This is a genomic window from Bacillus sp. EB106-07-01-XG149 (assembly GCF_058791555.1).
Genome location: NZ_JBYTDP010000002.1, coordinates 110,895 through 132,804, shown reverse-complemented (window position 1 = coordinate 132,804; position 21,910 = coordinate 110,895). Strand labels below are relative to the sequence as shown.

20 protein-coding genes and 8 pseudogenes are annotated in these 21,910 nt (G+C 34.9%); 16 read left to right on the top strand and 12 right to left on the bottom strand.

Annotated elements, in window-relative coordinates; all coding sequences use genetic code 11:
* Positions 1–2: 2 nt before the first annotated feature.
* The 12 genes and pseudogenes from infB to dpaB form a co-directional block, all read left to right on the top strand.
* The gene (infB, locus tag AC3WTA_RS06665) at positions 3–2,063 is read left to right on the top strand and encodes a translation initiation factor IF-2 (protein WP_000036353.1); all 2,061 of its coding nucleotides are present in this window, start codon (positions 3–5) and stop codon (positions 2,061–2,063) included.
* Positions 2,060–2,341, top strand: a complete 282-nt coding sequence (locus tag AC3WTA_RS06660; RefSeq protein WP_000582364.1) for a DUF503 domain-containing protein — start codon at positions 2,060–2,062, stop codon at positions 2,339–2,341. The genes infB and AC3WTA_RS06660 overlap by 4 nt, the downstream gene beginning before the upstream one ends.
* A gap of 15 nt (positions 2,342–2,356) precedes the next feature.
* On the top strand, positions 2,357–2,713 hold the full coding sequence (gene rbfA / locus AC3WTA_RS06655) for a 30S ribosome-binding factor RbfA (protein ID WP_000776445.1): 357 nt from the start codon (positions 2,357–2,359) through the stop codon (positions 2,711–2,713).
* Between the two features lie 86 nt (positions 2,714–2,799).
* Complete coding sequence (truB, locus tag AC3WTA_RS06650; RefSeq protein ID WP_000399354.1) at positions 2,800–3,723, top strand: tRNA pseudouridine(55) synthase TruB; 924 nt, start codon at positions 2,800–2,802, stop codon at positions 3,721–3,723.
* Positions 3,724–3,766: 43 nt separating this feature from the next.
* Positions 3,767–4,738, top strand: a complete 972-nt coding sequence (ribF, locus tag AC3WTA_RS06645) for a bifunctional riboflavin kinase/FAD synthetase (protein ID WP_000766716.1) — start codon at positions 3,767–3,769, stop codon at positions 4,736–4,738.
* A 100-nt stretch (positions 4,739–4,838) separates the two neighbouring features.
* Positions 4,839–5,108, top strand: coding sequence for a 30S ribosomal protein S15 (gene rpsO, locus AC3WTA_RS06640; protein ID WP_001229392.1), 270 nt, complete (start codon positions 4,839–4,841; stop codon positions 5,106–5,108).
* Between the two features lie 160 nt (positions 5,109–5,268).
* Entirely contained in the window at positions 5,269–7,407 is a 2,139-nt protein-coding gene (pnp, locus tag AC3WTA_RS06635) for a polyribonucleotide nucleotidyltransferase (RefSeq protein WP_000076761.1), read from the top strand.
* Between the two features lie 152 nt (positions 7,408–7,559).
* Positions 7,560–8,459 carry a polysaccharide deacetylase family protein gene (locus AC3WTA_RS06630; protein WP_000647535.1) on the top strand — a complete coding sequence of 300 codons (900 nt, stop codon included), beginning with the start codon at positions 7,560–7,562 and terminating at the stop codon, positions 8,457–8,459.
* Positions 8,460–8,545: 86 nt separating this feature from the next.
* Positions 8,546–9,787, top strand: a complete 1,242-nt coding sequence (locus AC3WTA_RS06625; RefSeq protein ID WP_000593005.1) for a M16 family metallopeptidase — start codon at positions 8,546–8,548, stop codon at positions 9,785–9,787.
* 129 nt (positions 9,788–9,916) lie between these two features.
* A complete protein-coding gene (locus tag AC3WTA_RS06620; protein ID WP_001239751.1) occupies positions 9,917–10,168 on the top strand; it encodes a YlmC/YmxH family sporulation protein in 252 nt (83 codons plus the stop codon).
* 274 nt (positions 10,169–10,442) lie between these two features.
* Complete coding sequence (gene dpaA / locus AC3WTA_RS06615) at positions 10,443–11,345, top strand: dipicolinic acid synthetase subunit A (RefSeq protein WP_000954740.1); 903 nt, start codon at positions 10,443–10,445, stop codon at positions 11,343–11,345.
* Positions 11,342–11,767: pseudogene (gene dpaB, locus AC3WTA_RS06610) on the top strand (dipicolinate synthase subunit B); the annotation flags it as partial. The gene dpaA and the pseudogene dpaB, both read left to right, overlap by 4 nt.
* A 32-nt stretch (positions 11,768–11,799) precedes the next feature.
* Here dpaB and AC3WTA_RS06605 read toward each other — a convergent pair.
* Positions 11,800–13,347 carry a recombinase family protein gene (locus AC3WTA_RS06605; RefSeq protein WP_492332855.1) on the bottom strand — a complete coding sequence of 516 codons (1,548 nt, stop codon included), beginning with the start codon at positions 13,345–13,347 and terminating at the stop codon, positions 11,800–11,802.
* 220 nt (positions 13,348–13,567) lie between these two features.
* On the opposite strand from AC3WTA_RS06605, the gene AC3WTA_RS06600 reads away from it, so the two are divergent.
* Positions 13,568–13,801, top strand: a complete 234-nt coding sequence (locus AC3WTA_RS06600) for a hypothetical protein (protein WP_071742778.1) — start codon at positions 13,568–13,570, stop codon at positions 13,799–13,801.
* A 115-nt stretch (positions 13,802–13,916) separates the two neighbouring features.
* Positions 13,917–14,152, top strand: a pseudogene (locus tag AC3WTA_RS06595) (N-acetylmuramoyl-L-alanine amidase).
* Positions 14,153–14,324: 172 nt separating this feature from the next.
* On the opposite strand, the gene AC3WTA_RS06590 reads toward AC3WTA_RS06595, so the two are convergent.
* The 3 genes and pseudogenes from AC3WTA_RS06590 to AC3WTA_RS06580 form a co-directional block, all read right to left on the bottom strand.
* A complete protein-coding gene (locus tag AC3WTA_RS06590) occupies positions 14,325–14,657 on the bottom strand; it encodes a hypothetical protein (protein ID WP_492332854.1) in 333 nt (110 codons plus the stop codon).
* A 192-nt stretch (positions 14,658–14,849) separates the two neighbouring features.
* Positions 14,850–15,302, bottom strand: coding sequence for a YrhA family protein (locus AC3WTA_RS06585; protein WP_000265798.1), 453 nt, complete (start codon positions 15,300–15,302; stop codon positions 14,850–14,852).
* A 487-nt stretch (positions 15,303–15,789) separates the two neighbouring features.
* Positions 15,790–16,289, bottom strand: a pseudogene (locus tag AC3WTA_RS06580) (hypothetical protein).
* Between the two features lie 4 nt (positions 16,290–16,293).
* Here AC3WTA_RS06580 and AC3WTA_RS06575 point away from each other — a divergent pair.
* Positions 16,294–16,479: pseudogene (locus AC3WTA_RS06575) on the top strand (N-acetylmuramoyl-L-alanine amidase); the annotation flags it as partial.
* A gap of 232 nt (positions 16,480–16,711) precedes the next feature.
* On the opposite strand, the gene AC3WTA_RS06570 reads toward AC3WTA_RS06575, so the two are convergent.
* Complete coding sequence (locus AC3WTA_RS06570; protein WP_000272777.1) at positions 16,712–17,122, bottom strand: hypothetical protein; 411 nt, start codon at positions 17,120–17,122, stop codon at positions 16,712–16,714.
* A 20-nt stretch (positions 17,123–17,142) separates the two neighbouring features.
* A pseudogene (locus tag AC3WTA_RS06565) lies at positions 17,143–17,505 on the bottom strand (EndoU domain-containing protein); the annotation flags it as partial.
* A 238-nt stretch (positions 17,506–17,743) separates the two neighbouring features.
* Here AC3WTA_RS06565 and AC3WTA_RS06560 point away from each other — a divergent pair.
* Positions 17,744–18,082 (top strand): annotated as a pseudogene (locus AC3WTA_RS06560) (N-acetylmuramoyl-L-alanine amidase); the annotation flags it as partial.
* 47 nt (positions 18,083–18,129) lie between these two features.
* Here AC3WTA_RS06560 and AC3WTA_RS06555 read toward each other — a convergent pair.
* The 6 genes and pseudogenes from AC3WTA_RS06555 to AC3WTA_RS06530 form a co-directional block, all read right to left on the bottom strand.
* Positions 18,130–18,347 (bottom strand): annotated as a pseudogene (locus tag AC3WTA_RS06555) (bacteriocin immunity protein).
* A 20-nt stretch (positions 18,348–18,367) separates the two neighbouring features.
* Positions 18,368–18,724, bottom strand: a pseudogene (locus AC3WTA_RS06550) (pyocin-S2/colicin E7-DNase domain-containing protein); the annotation flags it as partial.
* Between the two features lie 165 nt (positions 18,725–18,889).
* A complete protein-coding gene (locus AC3WTA_RS06545) occupies positions 18,890–19,219 on the bottom strand; it encodes a hypothetical protein (protein ID WP_000872945.1) in 330 nt (109 codons plus the stop codon).
* Between the two features lie 19 nt (positions 19,220–19,238).
* On the bottom strand, positions 19,239–20,804 hold the full coding sequence (locus AC3WTA_RS06540) for an EndoU domain-containing protein (RefSeq protein WP_000056131.1): 1,566 nt from the start codon (positions 20,802–20,804) through the stop codon (positions 19,239–19,241).
* 3 nt (positions 20,805–20,807) lie between these two features.
* Entirely contained in the window at positions 20,808–21,164 is a 357-nt protein-coding gene (locus AC3WTA_RS06535; protein ID WP_000373348.1) for a DUF3958 family protein, read from the bottom strand.
* Positions 21,165–21,205: 41 nt separating this feature from the next.
* A complete protein-coding gene (locus AC3WTA_RS06530; RefSeq protein WP_000529643.1) occupies positions 21,206–21,481 on the bottom strand; it encodes a TIGR04197 family type VII secretion effector in 276 nt (91 codons plus the stop codon).
* Between the last annotated feature and the right edge of the window lie 429 nt (positions 21,482–21,910).

Below are 21,910 nucleotides of genomic sequence, written 5' to 3'. Positions count from 1 at the left end.
GTATGAGTAAAATTCGAGTGCATGAATATGCAAAACAACATAATATCTCAAGTAAAGATCTTATGACAAAACTAAAAGAAATGAATATCGAGGTTTCGAATCATATGACAATGTTAGAAGATGAAGTAGTAAATAAATTAGATAATGCGTATCAAACTGAAAAACCTTCTGTTGCAGATGAGTTTGAAGTAGAAGAAAAAGTTGTTCGTAGTAAAAAGAACAGCAATAAGAAAAAGAAAAAAGGCAAGGGAAATGAAGACAAACGTCAAGATAACTTTGCTGGAAGACAACAAACACAAACTGTAGAAACACCAGATAAAGTTACTTTCTCTGGAAGCCTTACAGTAGGTGAGCTTGCTAAAAAATTAAGCAAAGAGCCATCTGAAATTATTAAGAAGCTCTTTATGCTTGGAATTATGGCAACAATTAACCAAGACTTAGATAAAGATACAATTGAGTTAATTGCTACTGATTATGGTATTGAAGTAGAAGAAGAAGTAGTTGTAAGTGAAACTGAATTTGAAACATTCATCGATGAGCAAGATGATGAAGAGAACTTAAAAGAGCGTCCAGCTGTAGTTACAATTATGGGGCACGTTGACCATGGTAAAACAACTCTACTTGACTCTATCCGTAATTCAAAAGTAACTGCAGGCGAAGCAGGTGGAATTACTCAGCATATTGGTGCATACCAAGTTGAAGTAAATGACAAGAAGATTACATTCTTAGATACGCCTGGTCACGCGGCATTTACAACGATGCGTGCTCGTGGTGCGCAAGTAACGGATATTACAATCCTTGTTGTTGCAGCTGATGATGGTGTTATGCCACAAACAGTTGAAGCGATTAGCCATGCGAAAGCAGCTGGAGTACCAATTATTGTAGCTGTGAATAAAATGGATAAACCAGCGGCAAATCCTGATCGTGTAATGCAAGAATTAACAGAATATGAATTAGTTCCAGAAGCTTGGGGCGGAGATACAATTTTCGTACCAATTTCTGCAATTCAAGGTGAAGGAATTGACAACTTATTAGAAATGATTCTTCTTGTAAGTGAAGTAGAAGAATATAAAGCAAATCCAAACCGCTATGCAACTGGTACTGTAATCGAAGCACAGCTTGATAAAGGTAAAGGAACTATCGCGACATTACTTGTTCAAAACGGTACACTTCGAGTTGGAGATCCAATCGTTGTTGGTACTTCATTCGGACGTGTTCGTGCAATGGTAAGTGATATTGGTCGTCGTGTAAAAGTTGCTGGTCCATCAACTCCTGTTGAAATTACAGGTTTAAACGAAGTACCACAAGCAGGAGATCGTTTCATGGCATTCGCTGATGAGAAGAAAGCTCGTCAAATCGGTGAATCACGTGCACAAGAAGCGTTACTTGCTCAGCGTGGTGAAAAATCTAAATTAAGCCTTGAAGATTTATTCCAACAAATCCAAGAAGGCGATGTAAAAGAAATTAACTTAATTGTGAAAGCAGACGTACAAGGTTCTGTAGAAGCAATGGCAGCGTCACTTCGTAAAATTGATGTTGAAGGTGTTAAAGTTAAAATTATCCATACAGGCGTAGGTGCGATTACAGAATCTGATGTTATTTTAGCTTCTGCATCTAATGCAATTGTAATTGGATTTAACGTACGCCCTGATGTGAATGCGAAGCGTACAGCTGAATTAGAGAATGTTGATGTTCGTTTACACCGTATTATCTATAAAGTAATCGAAGAAATCGAATCAGCAATGCAAGGTATGCTGGATCCAGAATTCGAAGAAAAAGTAATCGGTCAAGCGGAAGTACGCCAAACATTCAAAGTAACAAAAGTTGGAACAATCGCAGGTTGTTACGTAATTGACGGTAAAATTACACGTGATAGTGGCGTGCGTATTATCCGTGATGGCGTAGTAATTTTCGAAGGACAACTTGATACGTTAAAACGTTTCAAAGATGACGTAAAAGAAGTTGCACAAAACTATGAGTGTGGTATTACAATTGAGAGATATAATGATCTTAAAGAAGGGGACATCATTGAAGCGTACATTATGGAAGAAGTGAAGCGATGATTATCGCTTCACTCTCATTCGAGTGTATGATTTACGATGTGCATTCTTTAAAAGAGAAACGAGCAATTTTGCAACGGGTGCTAACTCGTGTGAAGCAGCGTTATAACGTAGCTGTTTCAGAAGTAGGGCATCAAGATGTATGGCAACGTACAGAAATTGCAATTGTTTCTGTATCCTCTAATCGTGTTATTTGTGAAAAAGAAATGAATCGTGTACTCGAGTACATCGATTCATTTCCTGAAATTGAACGTACAATAACACAATTGGAATGGTATTGAATGAGGTGAAGAGTTATGAAATTACGTGCAAACCGTGTAGGCGAGCAAATGAAAAAAGAATTAGGCGACATCATCAGTCGTAAAATTAAAGATCCACGTGTTGGATTTGTTACAGTAACAGATGTACAAGTGAGTGGGGATTTACAAATTGCTACAGTATATATTTCTGTTTTAGGTGATGAGGAACAGAAAGAAAGTACATTAAAAGGTTTAGCGAAGGCAAAAGGCTTCATTCGTTCAGAAATTGGTCAGCGTATTCGTCTTCGTAAAACACCGGAAATTTCCTTTGAGTTTGATGAGTCTATCGGATATGGTCATCGAATTGATACACTTTTACATCAAATTAATAAAGACGGTAAACGTGAAGAATAATGGATAGACATTTGTCTATCCATTTTTTCAATGCAAAATAAATTTTGGATAATTACTATGAAAGAATTATGATGAGGTGAACATATATGGAAGGTGTAGTATTATTACATAAGCCAAAAGGCATGACATCACATGATTGTGTATTTAAATTAAGAAAGATATTGCGTGAGAAACGAATTGGTCATACAGGAACATTAGACCCAGATGTAACAGGAGTATTACCTATTTGTGTGGGGCGAGCAACGAAGATTGCACAATTTTTAACGAGTGAGACGAAAACATATGAAGGTGAAGTAACACTTGGATTTTCAACGACAACTGAAGATGCTTCTGGTGAAGTTGTTGAAACGAAAAATGTAGATCGTGTTATTACTCGTAAGGAAGTAGAAGGGGCTCTTGCTGCATTAACAGGTACGATTGAACAAATGCCTCCGATGTTTTCAGCTGTAAAAGTTAACGGGAAAAAATTATATGAATATGCAAGAGCAGGACAAGAAGTTGAACGTCCGGTTCGTACAATTACAATTCATGAATTTGTATTACTAGATGACCGTGAAGTGTTTGAGGGGGAAAATATTTCATTCCGTTTCCGTGTAACGTGTAGTAAAGGAACATATGTAAGAACGTTAGCAGTAATGATTGGTGAAAAACTTGGTTTTCCATCACATATGTCTCACCTTGTAAGAACAGCTTCTGGTGAATTTTTATTAGAAGATTGCATATCATTTGAAGAAATTGAAGAAAACGTGCAAAATGGAACAGTAGAGTCTATCTTCATTTCAATTGATGAAGCGTTAAGTAAGTTCCCGAAAATGGTTGTAGATGAAAAGCAAGCAGAGAAAATAAAGAATGGTATGTTCTTAAAAAATGAATTGCAAATAACAGCGCCATTTATAACAGTGTTTGATAAAAATGATCGCTGCCTTGCAATTTTTGAGCACCATCCAAAACACCCTGGTATGCTAAAGCCGATGAAAGTACTTGTGAATAATCAAGAACTAAAGCTATAATGAATTATTGGAAGGATTATTACAGAAAAAGGTGAATTCAAGCGTGAAACTTATTCATTTAACTCATCCACATGAACAAAATAAATTAGAATTACCACCTACTGTAATGGCATTAGGATTTTTTGATGGCATTCATTTAGGGCATCAATGTGTAATTCGAACTGCGAAACAAATAGCGGATGAACGGGGATATAAAAGTGCAGTTATGACATTTTATCCGCATCCATCTGTTGTTTTAGGCAAAAAGGAAGCGCATGCGGAGTATATTACACCAATGTGTGATAAAGAAAAAATAGTCGAAAACTTAGGGATCGATATATTATATGTTATTAAATTTGATGAATCGTTTGCAGGCTTATTGCCACAACAATTTGTAGATGATTATATTATTGGTTTAAATGTAAAGCATGTAGTAGCAGGGTTTGATTATTCATATGGACGTTTAGGAAAAGGAAAGATGGAGACTTTACCATTTCATGCAAGAGGGGAGTTTACACAGACTGTGATTGAAAAAGTTGAATTTCAAGAAGAGAAAGTAAGTTCTACAGCATTACGAAAGTTAATTCGAAATGGCGAAATGGAACAAATTCCATCTATTTTAGGCAGAGCATATACAGTAGGGGGAACGGTTGTACACGGTGATAAGCGTGGACGCCAAATTGGTTTTCCCACAGCTAATGTAGGTTTAAGTGATGAGTATCTATTACCACCTGTAGGTGTTTATGCAGTGAGATTAAAAGTTCACGATGAATGGTACGATGGTGTATGTAATATTGGATATAAACCAACTTTTAAAGAAGATGAGCGTCAATTATCTATTGAAGTGCACTTATTTGAATTTAACAAAGACATATATGATCAAAATGTTACAGTAGAGTGGCATATGCGTATAAGAGAAGAGAAGAAATTCAATGGCATCGATGAATTAGTTGAACAAATTGCAAAAGATAAGAAAACAGCACAAGAATATTTTGCGAACGAAAAGAATATACTTGCTTTTTCAAATGAAAAGTAGTATTCTATGTTATGTACTTTATGACAACCATTGCTTGGCATTGCGACTCACCGACGCTTGCTAGGTAATTGGGGGTTTAATTAATAGGAGGTGAAATAGGATGGCTTTAACACAAGAGCGTAAAAATGAAATCATTGCACAATTTAGAACTCATGAGACTGATACTGGTTCTCCAGAGGTTCAAATTGCTGTCCTAACGGAGCAAATTAACACTCTAAACGAGCACTTACGTACTCACAAGAAAGATCATCATTCACGTCGTGGTCTATTAAAGATGGTTGGTAAACGTCGTAACTTACTAACTTACCTTCGTAATAGCGATATCACACGTTACCGTGAATTAATCACAAAGCTTGGCTTACGTCGATAGTCAAAGAAGCGGGAATATTCCCGCTTTTTTGTTAGGTAAAAATATATCTTCTACCCTTTATAGCTTACTTCATTTTCGGTAATACTAGAGGTAGAATATTGTGATATACTATCCATTTACATAGAAGAATTGAATACTTTAAATTGAGAGGGGTACTTAAATGAGTCAAGAAAAGCAAGTCTTCTCGATAGATTTAGCTGGTCGCCAGCTAACAGTTGAAACAAGTCAGCTTGCGAAGCAAGCGAACGGAGCAGTATTAGTAAGATATGGCGATACAGCGGTTCTATCTACAGCAACTGCATCAAAAGAACCAAAAAATGTAGATTTCTTCCCACTTACAGTAAACTATGAAGAGCGTTTATATGCAGTCGGAAAAATCCCTGGCGGTTTCATTAAACGTGAAGGTCGTCCGAGTGAAAAAGCAATTTTGGCAAGTCGTTTAATCGACCGTCCAATTCGTCCACTTTTCGCAGATGGTTTCCGTAACGAAGTACAAGTTGTCAGCATTGTAATGAGTGTTGATCAAGATTGTTCTTCTGAAATGGCAGCTATGCTTGGTTCTTCATTAGCGTTATCGATTTCAGATATTCCATTTGAAGGCCCAATCGCGGGTGCAACAGTTGGTCGTATTAACGGCGAATTCGTTATTAATCCAACAGTAGAACAGCAAGAACAAAGTGATATTCACCTTGTTGTGGCTGGTACGAAAGATGCAATTAACATGGTTGAAGCAGGAGCAGATCAAGTGCCTGAAGAAACAATGTTAGAAGCAATTATGTTTGGACATGACGAAATTAAACGTCTAATTGCATTCCAAGAAGAGATTGTACAAGCTGTAGGTAAAGAGAAAACAGAAGTGAAACTTTATGAAGTTGACGCTGATCTTAATCAAGCTGTACGTGAAATGTCTGAGAAGGATATGCATTCTGCAATTCAAGTACATGAGAAACATGCACGTGAAGATGCAATTAACGAAGTGAAAAAGCGTGTAATTGAGCATTACGAAGCGCAGGAAGCTGACGCTGATACATTAGGACAAGTAAGTGAGATTTTATATAAAATTGTAAAAGAAGAAGTACGTCGTCTTATTACAGTTGAAAAAATCCGCCCAGATGGCCGTAAAGGTGACGAAATCCGTCCATTAGCATCAGAGGTTGGTATTTTATCTCGTACACACGGTTCTGGTTTATTCACACGTGGACAAACACAAGCATTAAGTATTTGTACATTAGGTGCATTAGGCGATGTGCAAATTTTAGATGGTCTTGGTGTAGAAGAATCAAAACGCTTTATGCACCATTACAATTTCCCATCATTTAGTGTTGGTGAAACAAGACCGATGCGTGGACCAGGTCGTCGTGAAATTGGTCACGGTGCACTAGGAGAACGTGCTCTTGAGCCTGTAATTCCATCTGAAAAAGATTTCCCATATACAGTACGTCTTGTATCTGAAGTTTTAGAATCAAATGGTTCTACTTCACAAGCAAGTATTTGTGGTAGTACTTTAGCAATGATGGATGCTGGTGTTCCGCTTAAAGCTCCAGTTGCAGGTATTGCAATGGGTCTAGTTAAAACTGGTGAGCATTACACAATTTTATCTGATATTCAAGGTATGGAAGATCATTTAGGTGATATGGACTTTAAAGTAGCAGGTACAGCAAAAGGTGTAACTGCACTGCAAATGGACATTAAAATCGATGGTCTATCTCGTGAAATTTTAGAAGAGGCATTACAACAGGCGAAAGTTGGTCGTGTGCACATTCTAAATCATATGTTATCTGTTATTGCAGAGCCACGTACTGAATTATCAGCTTATGCTCCAAAGATCATTACAATGACAATTAACCCAGATAAAATCCGTGACGTTATTGGGCCGAGCGGTAAACAAATCAATAAAATTATTGAAGAAACTGGCGTTAAAATTGACATCGAGCAAGATGGTACAGTATTCATTTCTTCAATAAATCAAGAAATGAATGACAAAGCTAAGAAAATTATCGAAGATATCGTTCGCGAAGTACAAGTAGGTGAAATCTACGAAGGAAAAGTGAAACGTGTTGAGAAATTCGGTGCTTTCGTTGAATTATTCAGCGGTAAAGACGGATTAGTGCACATTTCTGAACTTGCACTTGAGCGTGTAGGTAAAGTAGAAGACGTTGTGAAAATCGGTGATGTAATTACAGTTAAAGTTATCGAGATTGACAAGCAAGGTCGCGTGAATCTATCTAGAAAAGTATTGCTAAAAGAAGAGCAAGAAAAAGAAGCTGCTAAAGAAGAAAACAAACAAGAGCAGCAATAAGTAAAAGCCAGTTAAACTGGCTTTTTTTGTTATGTAAAAAATATGGTTTATATATATTTTTATGTCAGTATAGGTATAGTTTTCATTATAACGCTCAAATTAACAAAGATAAGAAGAAAAAAGGTTTTTATATAGTTAATGGGAGGGTTTATATGAAAGCTCGTATATTGGCATACATATGTATATTCTTTTTATATGTCAGTGTAGGCTCTTATTCCGTTTTTGCACAGGATAATTTGTATGAAGAAATTCAAAAACATGCAAAACAATATGAGATTGCACCTCAAAATGCGATGATTGATAAAATATGGAAATCAACACCAGGATATAATGGAAGAAAAGTTGATATTGAAGCATCCTATAATAATATGAAGAAGCTAAAGAAATTTGATCAAAAATATCTGGAATTTAGGGAAGTATCACCGGGTGTCCACTTAGAAGATTTATCACCAGCCCCAATTTATAGGGGACATCCAAATAAAAATATGGTGGGATTAACAATAAATGTGGCGTGGGGAAACGAGTATTTGCCTCGTATATTAGAAATATTGAAAAAACATGATGTGAAAGCGACTTTCTTTTTAGAAGGACGTTGGGTGAAAGAAAATTTACGATTTGCAAAAATGATTGTCGATGCAAATCAAGAAGTTGGAAATCATTCTTACACACATCCTAATATGAAAACGCTATCTTCTGATGAAATACGAGATCAGTTACAAAAAACAAATCGAATGATCGAAGCAGCTACGAATCAAAAGGTAAGATGGTTTGCTCCGCCGAGTGGAAGTTTTCGGGATGAAGTCGTGAAAATTGCAGATGATTTCCAAATGGGAACGATTATGTGGACTGTAGATACAATTGATTGGAAGCGACCGGATCCAGATGTATTACTGCAGAGAGTGATGAGAAAAATACATCCAGGTGCTATCGTATTAATGCATCCAACTTCATCTACAGCAGAAGCATTAGATACAATGATTACAAAATTGAAGGAACAAGGATATAAAGTAGGGAATATAACAGAATTACTGGATGAAAAACGTGTGGATTAAATACATTTGCATGACATTCATCCTTAAACTTGTTATCATTAAATAATAGCACTCATTTAGAGAAACTGGCAGTAGGAGGAAAGTTTTTGATTAAAAAATATACTTGTAAAAATGGTGTAAGAATCGTTATGGAGAATATACCAACCGTAAGATCGGTTGCGATTGGTATTTGGATCCATGCGGGATCAAGAAATGAAAATGAAAAAAATAATGGGGTTTCCCACTTTTTAGAGCATATGTTCTTTAAAGGGACAGAAACACGTAGTGCACGCGAAATTGCAGAATCATTTGATAGCATTGGTGGGCAAGTGAATGCTTTTACTTCAAAAGAATACACTTGTTACTATGCAAAAGTGCTAGATGAGCATGCTAAATATGCTTTAGATGTATTAGCAGATATGTTCTTTAATTCAACATTTGATGAGGAAGAACTGAAAAAAGAGAAGAATGTCGTATGTGAAGAAATCAAAATGTATGAAGATGCTCCAGATGATATTGTGCATGATATGTTAACGAAAGCAACATATGAAACGCATCCGCTTGGATATCCTATTTTAGGAACTGAAGAAACGCTTGATACGTTTACAGGTGATACGCTACGCCAATATATAAAAGATCATTACACACCTGAAAATGTCGTTGTTTCAGTTGCAGGAAATATTGATGAAGCCTTCTTACAAACGGTAGAGCAATATTTCGGTAGTTATGAAGGAACAACAAACCGTGAACAAGTACATAGCCCAATTTTCCATTTTAATAAGGTAGCACGTAAAAAGGAAACAGAACAAGCTCATTTATGTTTAGGATATAAAGGCTTACAAATGGGACACGAAGATATTTATAACTTAATTGTATTAAATAACGTTTTAGGCGGTAGTATGAGTAGCCGTTTATTCCAAGAAGTACGTGAGCAACGCGGGTTAGCCTACTCAGTATTTTCTTACCATTCTTCTTATGAAGATACAGGTATGTTAACGCTGTATGGTGGAACAGGTAGCCAACAATTAGATACACTGTATGAAACAATGCAAGAAACATTAGACACATTGAAAAATACAGGTATTACAGAAAAAGAGCTTATTAATAGTAAAGAGCAATTAAAAGGAAACTTAATGTTAAGTTTAGAAAGTACGAATAGCCGTATGAGCCGTAATGGTAAAAATGAGTTGCTACTTCGTAAGCATCGTTCACTTGATGAGATTATTGAAAGTGTAAACACTGTAACAAAAGAAAATGTTGATGAGTTAATTCGTAACATGTTTACAGATGAATTCTCTGCAGCATTAATTAGTCCAGATGGAAAACTTCCAAAAGGAATAAAACTATAATTGCTTTATATGAAGTATGTAAAAATAACCGTATCTCTTTTAAAAGAGATACGGTTATTTTTTTTTGATATACAGAATAGGTACTAATTATGGATAACTTAAATTCATAATTCGGTAGGGGGAGAGTGTATGCGATTAAGTGAATTAAGTGGCAAAGAGATTGTAAATTTAGAAAGAGCCGAAAAAATGGGAGTTTTAGGTTATGTGGATTTAGAGATTGATGAGAAGGATGGCCAAATACAGGCTCTTATCATACCGGCTGGGAAATGGGGAGGTTTTAAAAAGGAACCACAAGAAGTAAGAGTCACGTGGAGCCAAATTAAGAAAGTAGGGCACGATATGATCCTTTGTGATATTACGGATCATTCAAATTCGAAGTGAAAGGTGGCCATTTTGGTCATCTTTTTTTTGTTCATTCTCTTCTGAGTAAAAGCTCACATGAATCGAGCGTTTACCGGAAATCAATTTCCCGTATAATGTCCTCTCATATGTCGAATGTTGAGATGGAGGCCTAACTGCATACAAATAGCGGGATAAATCATACGTGCTTTTGTTTTTCAATCACCTAAAACTCGTACATTACATATGATGTGGAGGAAAAAGAAAAAGTAGGCACTTTTCTTATAAATGACAGAAAAAGAAGGTGAATTAGGGAATGTTGACTGAGATGCATATTGCTGTCATAGGAGGAGATGCAAGACAGCTAGAAGTAATTCGCAAGCTAGTTGAATTGGATGCGAAACTTTCATTGATAGGGTTTGATCAGTTAGATCATGGCTTCACAGGGGCAGCAAAAGAAAGTATACAAAATTTAGATTTCACTTCTGTAGATGCAATTATTTTGCCAGTTGCAGGTACAAATGCCAAGGGAGAAGTAGATACTATTTTTTCAAACGAAAAAGTTTCTATAACGAAAGAACAAATTGAAAATACACCAGAACATTTTACTATATATTCAGGTATTGGTACGCCTTACTTGGAAAATCTCGTATCTACTACAAACCGCAAACTTGTTAAATTATTTGATCGTGATGATGTGGCAATCTACAATTCTATTCCAACTGTAGAAGGTACATTAATGATGGTAATTCAACATACCGACTATACAATTCATGGTTCCAATGTAATGGTTTTAGGATTTGGTAGAACAGGGATGAGTGTTGCCAGAGCATTTCAATCATTAGGAGCCCATGTCAAAGTTGGAGCAAGACGATCGGAACATATTGCACGTATTACAGAAATGATGTTTTCTCCTTTTCATATGCAAAATATTGAGAAAGAAGTAGGAAATATCGATATTGTCATTAATACAATTCCGCATCTCGTCGTGACAGCGAATGTTATTTCGAAAATGCCGGCTCATACGTTAGTAATTGATTTAGCTTCTAAACCAGGCGGTACCGACTTTAGATATGCGGAAAAAAGAGGAGTCAAAGCGCTGTTAGCACCTGGATTACCAGGTATTGTTGCTCCAAAAACAGCAGGACAAATTTTAGCGAACGTTCTTTCTCAGTTACTAGCAGAAGACGTAATAGCAAGAAAGGAGAATGGGGAATGAATTTAAAAGGGAAAAGAATAGGGTTTGGTTTTACTGGTTCACATTGTACGTACGAAGAAGTAATGCCTCATTTAGAAAAATTAATTGCTGAGGGAGCAGAAGTACGCCCCGTTGTTTCTTATACTGTTCAATCAACAAATACGAGATTTGGAGAAGGAGCAGAGTGGATTAAAAAGATTGAAGAAGTAACAGGATTTAAAGCAATTAATTCAATCGTTGGCGCAGAACCACTAGGACCTAAAATTCCACTAGATTGTATGGTAATTGCACCACTAACAGGAAATTCTATGAGTAAATTTGCAAATGCAATGACAGACTCTCCAGTACTAATGGCAGCGAAAGCGACGTTAAGAAATGGCAAGCCTGTCGTATTGGCTGTTTCAACGAATGATGCTTTAGGGCTGAATGGAGTAAATCTAATTACACCAACAAGGTGACGACAAAGCGTAAACGCTTATATGTCGCCATCTTGAGGGAGCTTAGGGTAAAGCACAAGTTCGAAATCATCGAGCCTTTGCCACTTTTCCTTTTTATAAACAGCCTTTTCTAAGACCGACTTTAGGAGGCTGTTTTTCTTTTTGGGATCATCTGTTTTAAAGTACAAATCAAGAACATGCTCCACTTGAGGTATTGTGTCTTTCTTGACTTTTTCCTTCTTAATTTCGGTTTTAATTTCTTTCTTTAAGTTTTCCATAGTGGAAGTAATTTCAGTAATACGATTAGAAACTACATTCGAGCGTTCTAAAAACATATCGACTGTGTAAACGCCACGTTCTAATAAATCATGTAAATTACTTTTTTGTTTTTGGACATCCACTAATTCTTTTTCAAGCTTACGTAACGCAGCTTCATTCATTTGAATAACTTGTGTTTCTTTTAATTTGTCATCTTGCTTATGTTTTTCAAAATCAGCTTTATAATTGATGTACCATTCTTTTAATGCCTCGAGTAAACGCTTCTCAATTAATTCAGTATAACTTGATTTGTTTTCACAGCCACGGTGTTTACAATCCATCGTTTCATTTCGGTTCTTCGGATAACGTTGGACCATACTATAACCACATTTACTACATTTAATAATACCAGCTAGTGGATTTTTAATTCCATTCGTATTGTAAGGAACGTGATACCTTGAATTTAATTTTTCTTGCACTTGCTCAAATAAGCTTTCAGGTATGATAGGCTCATGTTTACCATCAGCAATAATCCAATCTGATTTATCTTGACGAGCACAACTTCTTTTTACGGCATCAGGTTGTTTTACTTCTTTTCGTTTTTGCCACGTTACTTTTCCTATGTATACATTATTTTTTAATATATCCAAGATGCTGTAGGGGTTCCATTCATTACCTAGCTTACTTTTGTAGCCAAGATCATTTAACTTGCTTCGGATTGCGTTAGCGCCCATATCCTCATTTGCATACCAATCAAATATCATTCTTACAACTGAAGCTTCTTCTGGATTAATCGTTAAAGTACGTTCTCGCTTATTTAAGCGATGGATATCATATCCGAATGGTGCATGTGTACCAAGATAATTCCCAGCCTCTACACTGGCTACACGACCTCGTTGCATACGTCGTGTAATAATCTTTAACTCCTTACGAGCCATAAACGCTTCAAATTCGCTGTATTCTTCGTCCCACTCATCATTAAGGTCATAAGTCTTTCTAGGTGTCATAATCTTCGTATTTGAGCGTTTAAACGTCTCTAAAATGATTCCTTGTTCTTTCATGCCACCACGACCTAAACGGTCCATATCCATACAAAGAACAACATCATATTTGTTATCTTCAATTTCTTCAAGCAATGCTAACATTTCAGGCCGTTTCACTAAGCTCTCACCAGAAACGATTTCCTCACGTACAGCTAAAACATTTAAGTTCATTTCCTTTGCTATTTTCAGCAGGGTAGTGCGGTGCTTTGCTAACGTTTCACCTTCGCCGCGTGCTTCGGCTTCAAGATCGGCACGGGATTTTCTTAGGTAGATTGCGGTTTTCATAAATAACCCTCCTTATAGTTAATTCATATACGAGAAATGTATATATAAGAAGTAGAAACGGCTATTTGAGGTAGCGAAAGTAATGACATGTTTGATTTAAGAAAGTTTGATTATATTATTCGTTAATTGGTCCTTAAGAAAGCGTTTAACACTCTGCACTGTTTTCCATTGCTTTTAATATTTCGGTAATTGGTCTGCTTTGAAATGGTTAGCAACTAATATGGCAGTACTAACAAATCAGCAGCATACAAATATAGAAAGCACTTCAAGAGGTGACACCATGAGCCAACAAGAAAAATATGCCGCGTCTTATAAATTTGGGAAAACGAAAGTTTATATTGTGGCTCCAGAGCCGAAAACCAAAAAGGATATTGATAAAATCCTTCGAGCATATTACAAGGCTAGTTGGGCCATCATTGATGAATTGCAAACGAAAGAAAATATTGAGGAGTAATTCCTCTTTTTTTGTATAGAAAATAGACAGGTTATGTGTACTAATAATTTTGACGTTTATTTAATTTGATGTGGAGAAGAAAGATACAGTAATAAAGAAATATTGTGAGTAGTTTATTATAGGAAAGTGTTTTGTTTCTAGAGTGGACAATCTGCATTTCTATGAATCTCCATCTTGGCATGATAAAGATGTGGCTGGTTCTGTGGGGGAGTATTAGGATTTACGATTGATGCGAAGATAAGTGTAAATGGTTCGTATCAATGTAAAGTGCATAATAGTTATTGGCGAGTGTTCTATATTACGGCTAGTGATGCGTATGTGAATGTGCGGTCTTTTTCGTGCTGTATGTAACATTATTTACTTGTTATTTTTTTCGGTTGTCAATTTTGTGTGCTCATTTATTCAAATGTGTATTAGATTTCGTAATGTAATAGTTTCTATTTCAAGAGAGATTTCATCTTCATCATAATTATTAACTATAAAAGTTTTATATTTTTGAATATCTGCCCAAAAATATTCGAACTTATTTTTTATGTTTTTCTTTTTCTTTAACCCATACTAAAATTAATTCTTGTAGTTCATCGGTTTCGATGTTGCAAGAGTAGTTTTCATCTTCTATATATCGATGGATAATTTTTGTGAAGTCATTACGTATTTCTAAATCACAACTATTTCCACCTAATTCTAGAGAATCAACTTCGCAGTTCAATACTTTATTTATACGAGATAGCCAAAACACACCGTCACTATTTTGAATATCATTTTCTAAAAATTCCCCTACCAACGATATATTTTCAGGAAATTTAATCATCAAAAGATTAAAAGGTCCTTGATAAAATTCATATGTGTATTTCATATATTAAAGATCATCCTTTCAATGGTTAACGTAATGGAAAGGCCGAAATAACGCGATTCCTTGAATCAATGAACATCATAATTTCTATACCATGTGGCGTTCTACCAATGTATCTATTACCTCGTCCCGTATATTCCTTATTAGTAAAATGATATTCCGTCGTGTAAATTACCTTGTCATTAATACCCCCTATTAAAGCAGGGCTGTTTTCAATGCTTCCTCAAGCATTGTATTGAAATCATTATATGTTTCCATCACTGTACCAGATGGTTTATCAAGTTCTAAGTAAGTACCATCAGATAGTTTTTTACAAAACCATGCAATATCTGAATCTCCAAGGAAAAGGTACTCTTTTTGAAATTCATTTTCATACCAAATCTCATTGGTTTCTATAAGCCCGCAAATTGATTCGTCCCTTTCTATATCTAACAAATAAGAGTCAACTCCATAAAGTACTAGCCCGTTAAAATCTAATCCATTTACAGTTTTGAGAAATTCCTCATATTCACTCGGTAAGTCAATATTAAAATTCTCTTTCATACGTTCTTTTAATTTCTGAACTTCACTATCTGTTGCTGGTGTATTCAGTTTATCATTAAAACTTTTCTCTATTTTTTCAATATCTACAATCAGATTTTTCCACATATAAAAATCCCTTTCTAAGTTTATTTTATTTTTCCTTAGGGTAGATGTTGTATTTTTGGATAGGCCAGCTTACGTCTACACTATCTCCATCTTGTAAGTATCTAGTTAATATACGTTGTGTATTAGTTATAGCTTTATGATAGGAATGATTTTGTATTAAAGTTAAATTTTTAAATGCATTTGTTCCTCCTAGATGATATTAATAACTGTATCATTATATCAAAAACTGGAGATGTAGAAATTTTTTCTTCCATTGTGAAATAGTAGAGTAGTGTTGTGAGGAAATAGAAAAACTGTCTGTTAAGGGGCTGTCTTCTTTTACGCTTCTATATTTGTTCCTTCTGCTACCACTGTTTGCTCTAACTATTTATCTTGTTCTTTTAAATTCATCTTTCTCCGCCCTTAGAATCTAGCAAAATAGGATAATAACTAATTAAAAAAGACAGTAATTCTATTTATAAAACTATCCACTAAGTTATTACCTTAATTAATCTTTAGAATCCTCATCGCTCATAATATATTCGATATCTTCATCTGTAAATTCATTGCCTTTAAATACTGGATGCCCATTTGGATCGAGCATACCCATCACTTTTTTATCCTTATCAGACACAATTAGTGTATAGTCCTCCATAAGAAAAGGTTTTTTTGGTAAATCCACTAATATTCTCCAAGCTGGTCTTATATCATCTTTGTTTCTATTTTCTTTCTATTTTCTTTCTCAATTTTAAATGTATAAGCCTCATCAAAGAAAAGATGGTTGATATCTTCATTAACTACTCCATCTAATTTATTTTTCTTATGATAATGTTTAGCAATTTCTATTGCTTCCTGAGGCTTTAACATCACATCTATAGTAATTTCATTTATTTTCCTATAATGTCTTGAAAAATCTTCTTGCTTTAATCTTATATAGTTTTGAAATTCTTCAGTAGACAATTGTTTAAACTCTTCATCAGACATATTTTTATACTTATCTAAAGACATATAAAATTCTCCTTTCTATGAATCTCCTTTTTGGCAGGGTAAAGATGTTGCTGGTTCTGTAGATATGGGATTAGACTTTCCTCTTGGTGCAAAGGTAAGTGTAAATGGTTCGCCACAATACAAAATACACAATGGCAAGGGCAAAACATACTATGTATCAGCAATTGAAGCCTATGTGTATGTAAAGTAAGAGTTACAAAAGAGACCTCAAATGTGAGGCCTCTTTTGTTGATTATTCTCCATATGTAACTTCTCTTCACTTAATCCAAGCTAGATAACATGCTTCATTGAAATATCCAATCTTAAAGAAAACTTTTTCTTCGAAAAGTTCTCTACTTTACTTGTGCTCAGAATCTAGCAAAATAGCTAGTCAAATTCAATTACTTTCACCCATGCTACTTCTTCTTCATATTCCGAAAAAATTAATTTTTAATATCTTTCAAAAAATCTTCTAGAACTTTTTTGACGGGTAAGCTAGCCTTTTCCAATAATTTTTGTGCTGTATCAATTACTCGACTATTGGATACTATCATCTTTTTATGTTCTTCAGAATTGAAAGACCTTAAAGAATCTATCGTAGTCTCAACAACTTCATCACTTTCATCAAGCATATTCAATAGTAATTCTAATCCATTTATCCCTAAATCATCATCAATGCAATAAGCCAGCCTAATTTTCCACTTATCATTTTTATCATTAATACTTTGAAATAATTTTCCCCAATCTTTGTCAGTAAAATCATTCAGCAGTTCTTGAGCATACATAAATCCATCATCATACCAAGAATCTTCTGAACTATTTTCGGATAATATTTCATTTAATTCTTCATACATTTCTTATTCCTCCTTTATTTCTAAAATCCAGATGGTGGTAATGCATTAGCTTTACCTGTCGGATAGGCACTAATAACACTATTTCCTTTCTTTATCACACCTATTTCTACACCATCAATAGTACCTCGATGCCAAGTTGCTCCGTCCCTAGCTCTAGTACTTATAAATTTAGAATTCCCGATATTCTCAACGCAATTTATTATTTTTGTGTCACTCCACCCATCTGGAAATACTGTACTACTTTTTATTTTAGATAATTTACCATCTGGAAACTGAGTAGTATACTTAATGTTCTTTGTTCCATCTGGATTAATTTTAATTTCCTCTACAACATAGTTATGATGATTATTATTTATTCCAGAAGAATGTCCCCCAATAATTTCATTCTTATTAGGATTTTTTCTTGGTCCCTACAGAATTTTTCTTCCATATCCTATTGTTCTTTATAGGAACTCCTTTGGGAAAATATTGCAGATATAATTATAACAATAAACGGTTAACTTTTCCTGAAAATGTGTTTTACAACATGTGTGTTTGTTATAGTTCTCAATAGGTAATGTAGTATAACGTAGAGGTGAAATACAAATGGGAAAGTAATAAATTGATGCTAATGATTTATATTATGCTGTATGGGCTGAAAAGGATGGTTGGTTAAATCTTAGTGGAGAACAATGGATTAAGAACGATCCATCTTATGTGAAGTTTAACAAGAAAAGTACAGTAGATTCCTCTATTGTAGGGAAGCGAGTTGTTTCGAAAGTTAACAATCTACGTTTTTATGATGCTCCTTCTTGGCAGGATAAAGATGTTGCTGGTACAGTTGACGTAGGATTTGGATTTACAATCGACGCAAAGGTAAATGTCAATGGGTATCCACAGTATCGTGTTTATAATTCGAAGGGGCATAAGTACTATATTACGGCTAGTGATTTTTATGTAAGTTGGCTTAGATTTAGATAATGAAGAAAGCCGCCCATTTTTAGGTGGGCAGCTTGTCCTTTAATATTTTATTTCTCTTCTTTTTCTTTGTAGTTCAAAGCAATCTCTACTATTTCTTCTGGAGTTAAGTCTCTAAAATCCAAAAAATCAAGTCACTCGGAGCTGGGTGAGGCACATTCGCCTTTAAGATATCAATATACTTACTACCCAACTCATCTGGTAATTTAGGATCACATATTTGTTCTACAAGTTTAATAAGCTCATCTTTAGTCATTTTACTGTTCATGTTATCTACCCCTTATAAATTTATAACCCTTTTTTTCCAAAATGATAAGCAGGGTCTAAGGTGGTTTGGTGAGTCTTAGGAGATACAATAATTAAGTTATCAAGGTTATAGACATCGCCCCCTTGATGAATAGGTTGCTTGTGGTGTAAGACATACACTTTATGTGCTCCATACTGCTCTGATCCGGGAGTATAAGGTGCTTTACCTTCCAGCATCCTCATCCTGTTCATGCGATTAAATTCGTTTGCGTAGCTCGAATCAGCAACTGTTTTCCAAAACTCAGCTCTAAATTCATCGAATGATTTGAATTCCTTTCCAACCAACTTATTTCGAATTTCTTGCGGATCATCCGAATATGTAGGCTTTTTACTTTTACCATTTTTCCATCCTCTAAAGTTTGTCCCTAACAAATAACATGATTATAAATTTAAAAAATAAATGTTATAGTCACCCAAAATAAAAGGCGTGAGCTATCTAGCCCACGCTTAAGAAGAGTCTTAATTTAAATGTTTTTATAAAAATTAATTTTTAAATTGTTATTTTTATACATTTTTTTGTGCTTCTCCCCATATCTCAATTAAATCTCTAAGTTCAGTTGTTTCTATTTTACATATATTGGGGTCATGGTTAGAATATAAATCGACTAGTAGAGTTTCTTCTTTTTTCACTTGAACTGCACATAAATTACCTTGGAATTCATTATATTCTTTTATGTTGTTTAATACTTCATCGATTTGTTGTAACCACCATTTAATGGGAATCCCTTGGATATCATCTTCTAAAAATGTGGCTACAATTTCTATTTCTTTAGGTAATTCTATTTTTAAAGAATCTACATCTTCATATTTTGTTATTTTATAATCATATTTCATTTTTGGTACCTCACCATCTTTAGTACTTTGGATAAACAGTTATAATTTTATCATTAATAAGAACAAATCTAATTTCCATTCCCTCAGAAGTCTTACCAGAATATACATTGCCATGTCGATGTCTTTTATTATTAAAAGCCTCATGAATGGCTTCCATTACTTGAGTTCTATCCCAATGTTTTGGGAAAAAGGTGGATGGTGATCCCTTTAGAACCCCATTAACTTCGATTTCAGCAGTATATACACCAAAACGATTAGGTGGTGACTCAGTTCCAGGTTTTATTTTTCCGCCTCCCATCATACTCTCATGATGGTACCCACCAGGTTCTCTATTTCTATTAAAGTTTCCATGAAAGAGATGTTCAACAGCTTTATTATTCAAGAAAACAGAATTAGGGTGTGATTTGAATTTATCGAAGAATAAAAAAGTATCTTTAGCTTGTGTAAAAGTATCGCCTGTAATATTGGATTTTAAAGTAGTTCCACCAGCAAAAGCAAATTGGTCTTTCAATGGTATTTGATTCGAAAGGGAAGAGATACCTTCTGAAAATTTTGCTAGATTCGCGCCTTCACTGAGTGTAGTTATTTTCCCTACTCTGCCTATCCCTTTATCCCCAATCCATCCTATCCCAACTTCCATAAAAGTACTTGTTCCCCATTTTGCACGACTTTCTGCATCACCATGCCAAAAATCATTCACAAATGAATCAGAAAAAGTATTATAGGCAGTAGATGCTGTCTCTAGGGGATGGCCTATAGCATACTTAATATTTTCTTTTGTTACTGTATCATCTAGTGAATTGAATCCTTCTACAATCCCTCCGATAACTTGCCCAGAACCAACGTATATACCGTCCCAAACTTTTCGAAGCATAGATTTTTCGGGGGGGGTATCATACATTGTACCTTCTTCGATATTATCATCTGATAAATTGTTATTTACAAAATTGTCCGCTTCGCGTGCCTTAGCTTCTGTCATTTTTTGAATGGAAGTCGTCCAGTCCATATTCAATCCCTGTGTACTAAATGTACCACTTACGGGACTAAAACCTTTTCCACTTTGGACTTCCGCTAAACCCGTCGCAATGTTAGCGGCTAGTTGGAGTGCAGTATCATAATTACTACTAGAAGTATAATTAAACTCATATAAATGCTCTAGTTTTTCTTCAAGTTTTTTTCTCATCGCAACTAAGACTGCAACAATTGCATCTATTCCAGGCATTGGCATAGCTACATCTACCGCTTCTATACTTGCAATCGATTGATTGATTTCCTGTATTTGTTCTCTTATTTCTTGTTCGATAACATCAGTTGAAGCTACCTTTGATTGAAATTGACTTGGAAAAGCATCATTCTGACGAATTAATTCTTCACATAAATAAATGATTCCTTGTGCTAAAGGACGAAAAGTTTGTACAAAAAATGATTTTGCACTGCTATATGTTTGTCCTTGTAGAACAGTATCAATTGCAAAAGCGTCAATCGACTGAATAGCTTGTTCCATACCTTGAATGGTAGCGGTACATACAGCGTTCATGCTTTGAGTTTGGCTTTGTACTTCTCCCAAATACATATTTAAACTCATGCATTAAGCCTCCCTTGCTAATTGTTGTTGCTGGTAGGATAGGTCGTCTTCTAAATCACTAAGGTCCCGTCTTTCTTTAAGCAATGTTTCTTTTTGGTTTTCCAATTCGAATGTAAGTTTTCGTTCGATGTGTTGTGCTTCTTGACGCATATTCATAAAAAAATGAGATAATTCTCTATCGCCGTGCCAAGTTCCTAAAATTCGATCAAACAAACGACGGTTTCGACCTCTCCATTCAAAAAAATCTGCTTCCACTTGTTCCTGAGTTTGAATCGCGAATTGATTTCGGTCCTGCTCTTCAAATACATTTCGTAACTTTTGATTTAACTGTTTAATTTGGTTTTCGATATCTCGATCCATCTTTTTCCTCCTAGAATTCTATCTTTACAAAGATGGTCACATTAGCGAAAAATGTTGTGAAGTTCGTGATCCATTCTCTCAAACTCTTTGGCTACCGAATGAATATTATCGACCGCTTGTTGAAAGGCGGCAGAAAATTGTTTCGTCAAATCTAAAAATTGTTGGTTCGCTTCTTGTGCTTTTGAATTAACAGAAAGCGTAGTACGCGTCGCCTTTTTTATAGAGCGATTTGTTGCACTTTGGATGGTATCCGACGCTGCTCTCATCTGCGTAGCGATTTGTTGTGCCGATTGAAAATTACTTTGAAATTGTCCCATCGTATAAACCCTTTCTATATTTCTATGAACGTATTAAAGAAGGGGAGTGCCTAATATGTATGTCCATTATCCTATTGTTCTTTATATGAACTCTCCTGGGAAAATATTGCGGATATAATTATAACAATAAATGGTTAAAGTTTCCTCAAAAAAATGTATTTTATAATATATGTGTTTGTTATAGTTCTCAATAGGGAATGTAGTATAACGTAGAGGTAAAACACTAAGGGGAAAGTAATAAATTGATGTTAATATTTTAAATTATAATGATATTTTTCAAAAGAATAGTTTTATGAATAAAAATTATTATCTGGTTTTATATGTAGATAATTATATATTGATTTTCATCTTTATAAATGTTAGGGTAAATATACACCGTTTCTTATTTATCTATGAGTACTGTCTGTAGAACGAATAGAATAAATTGAA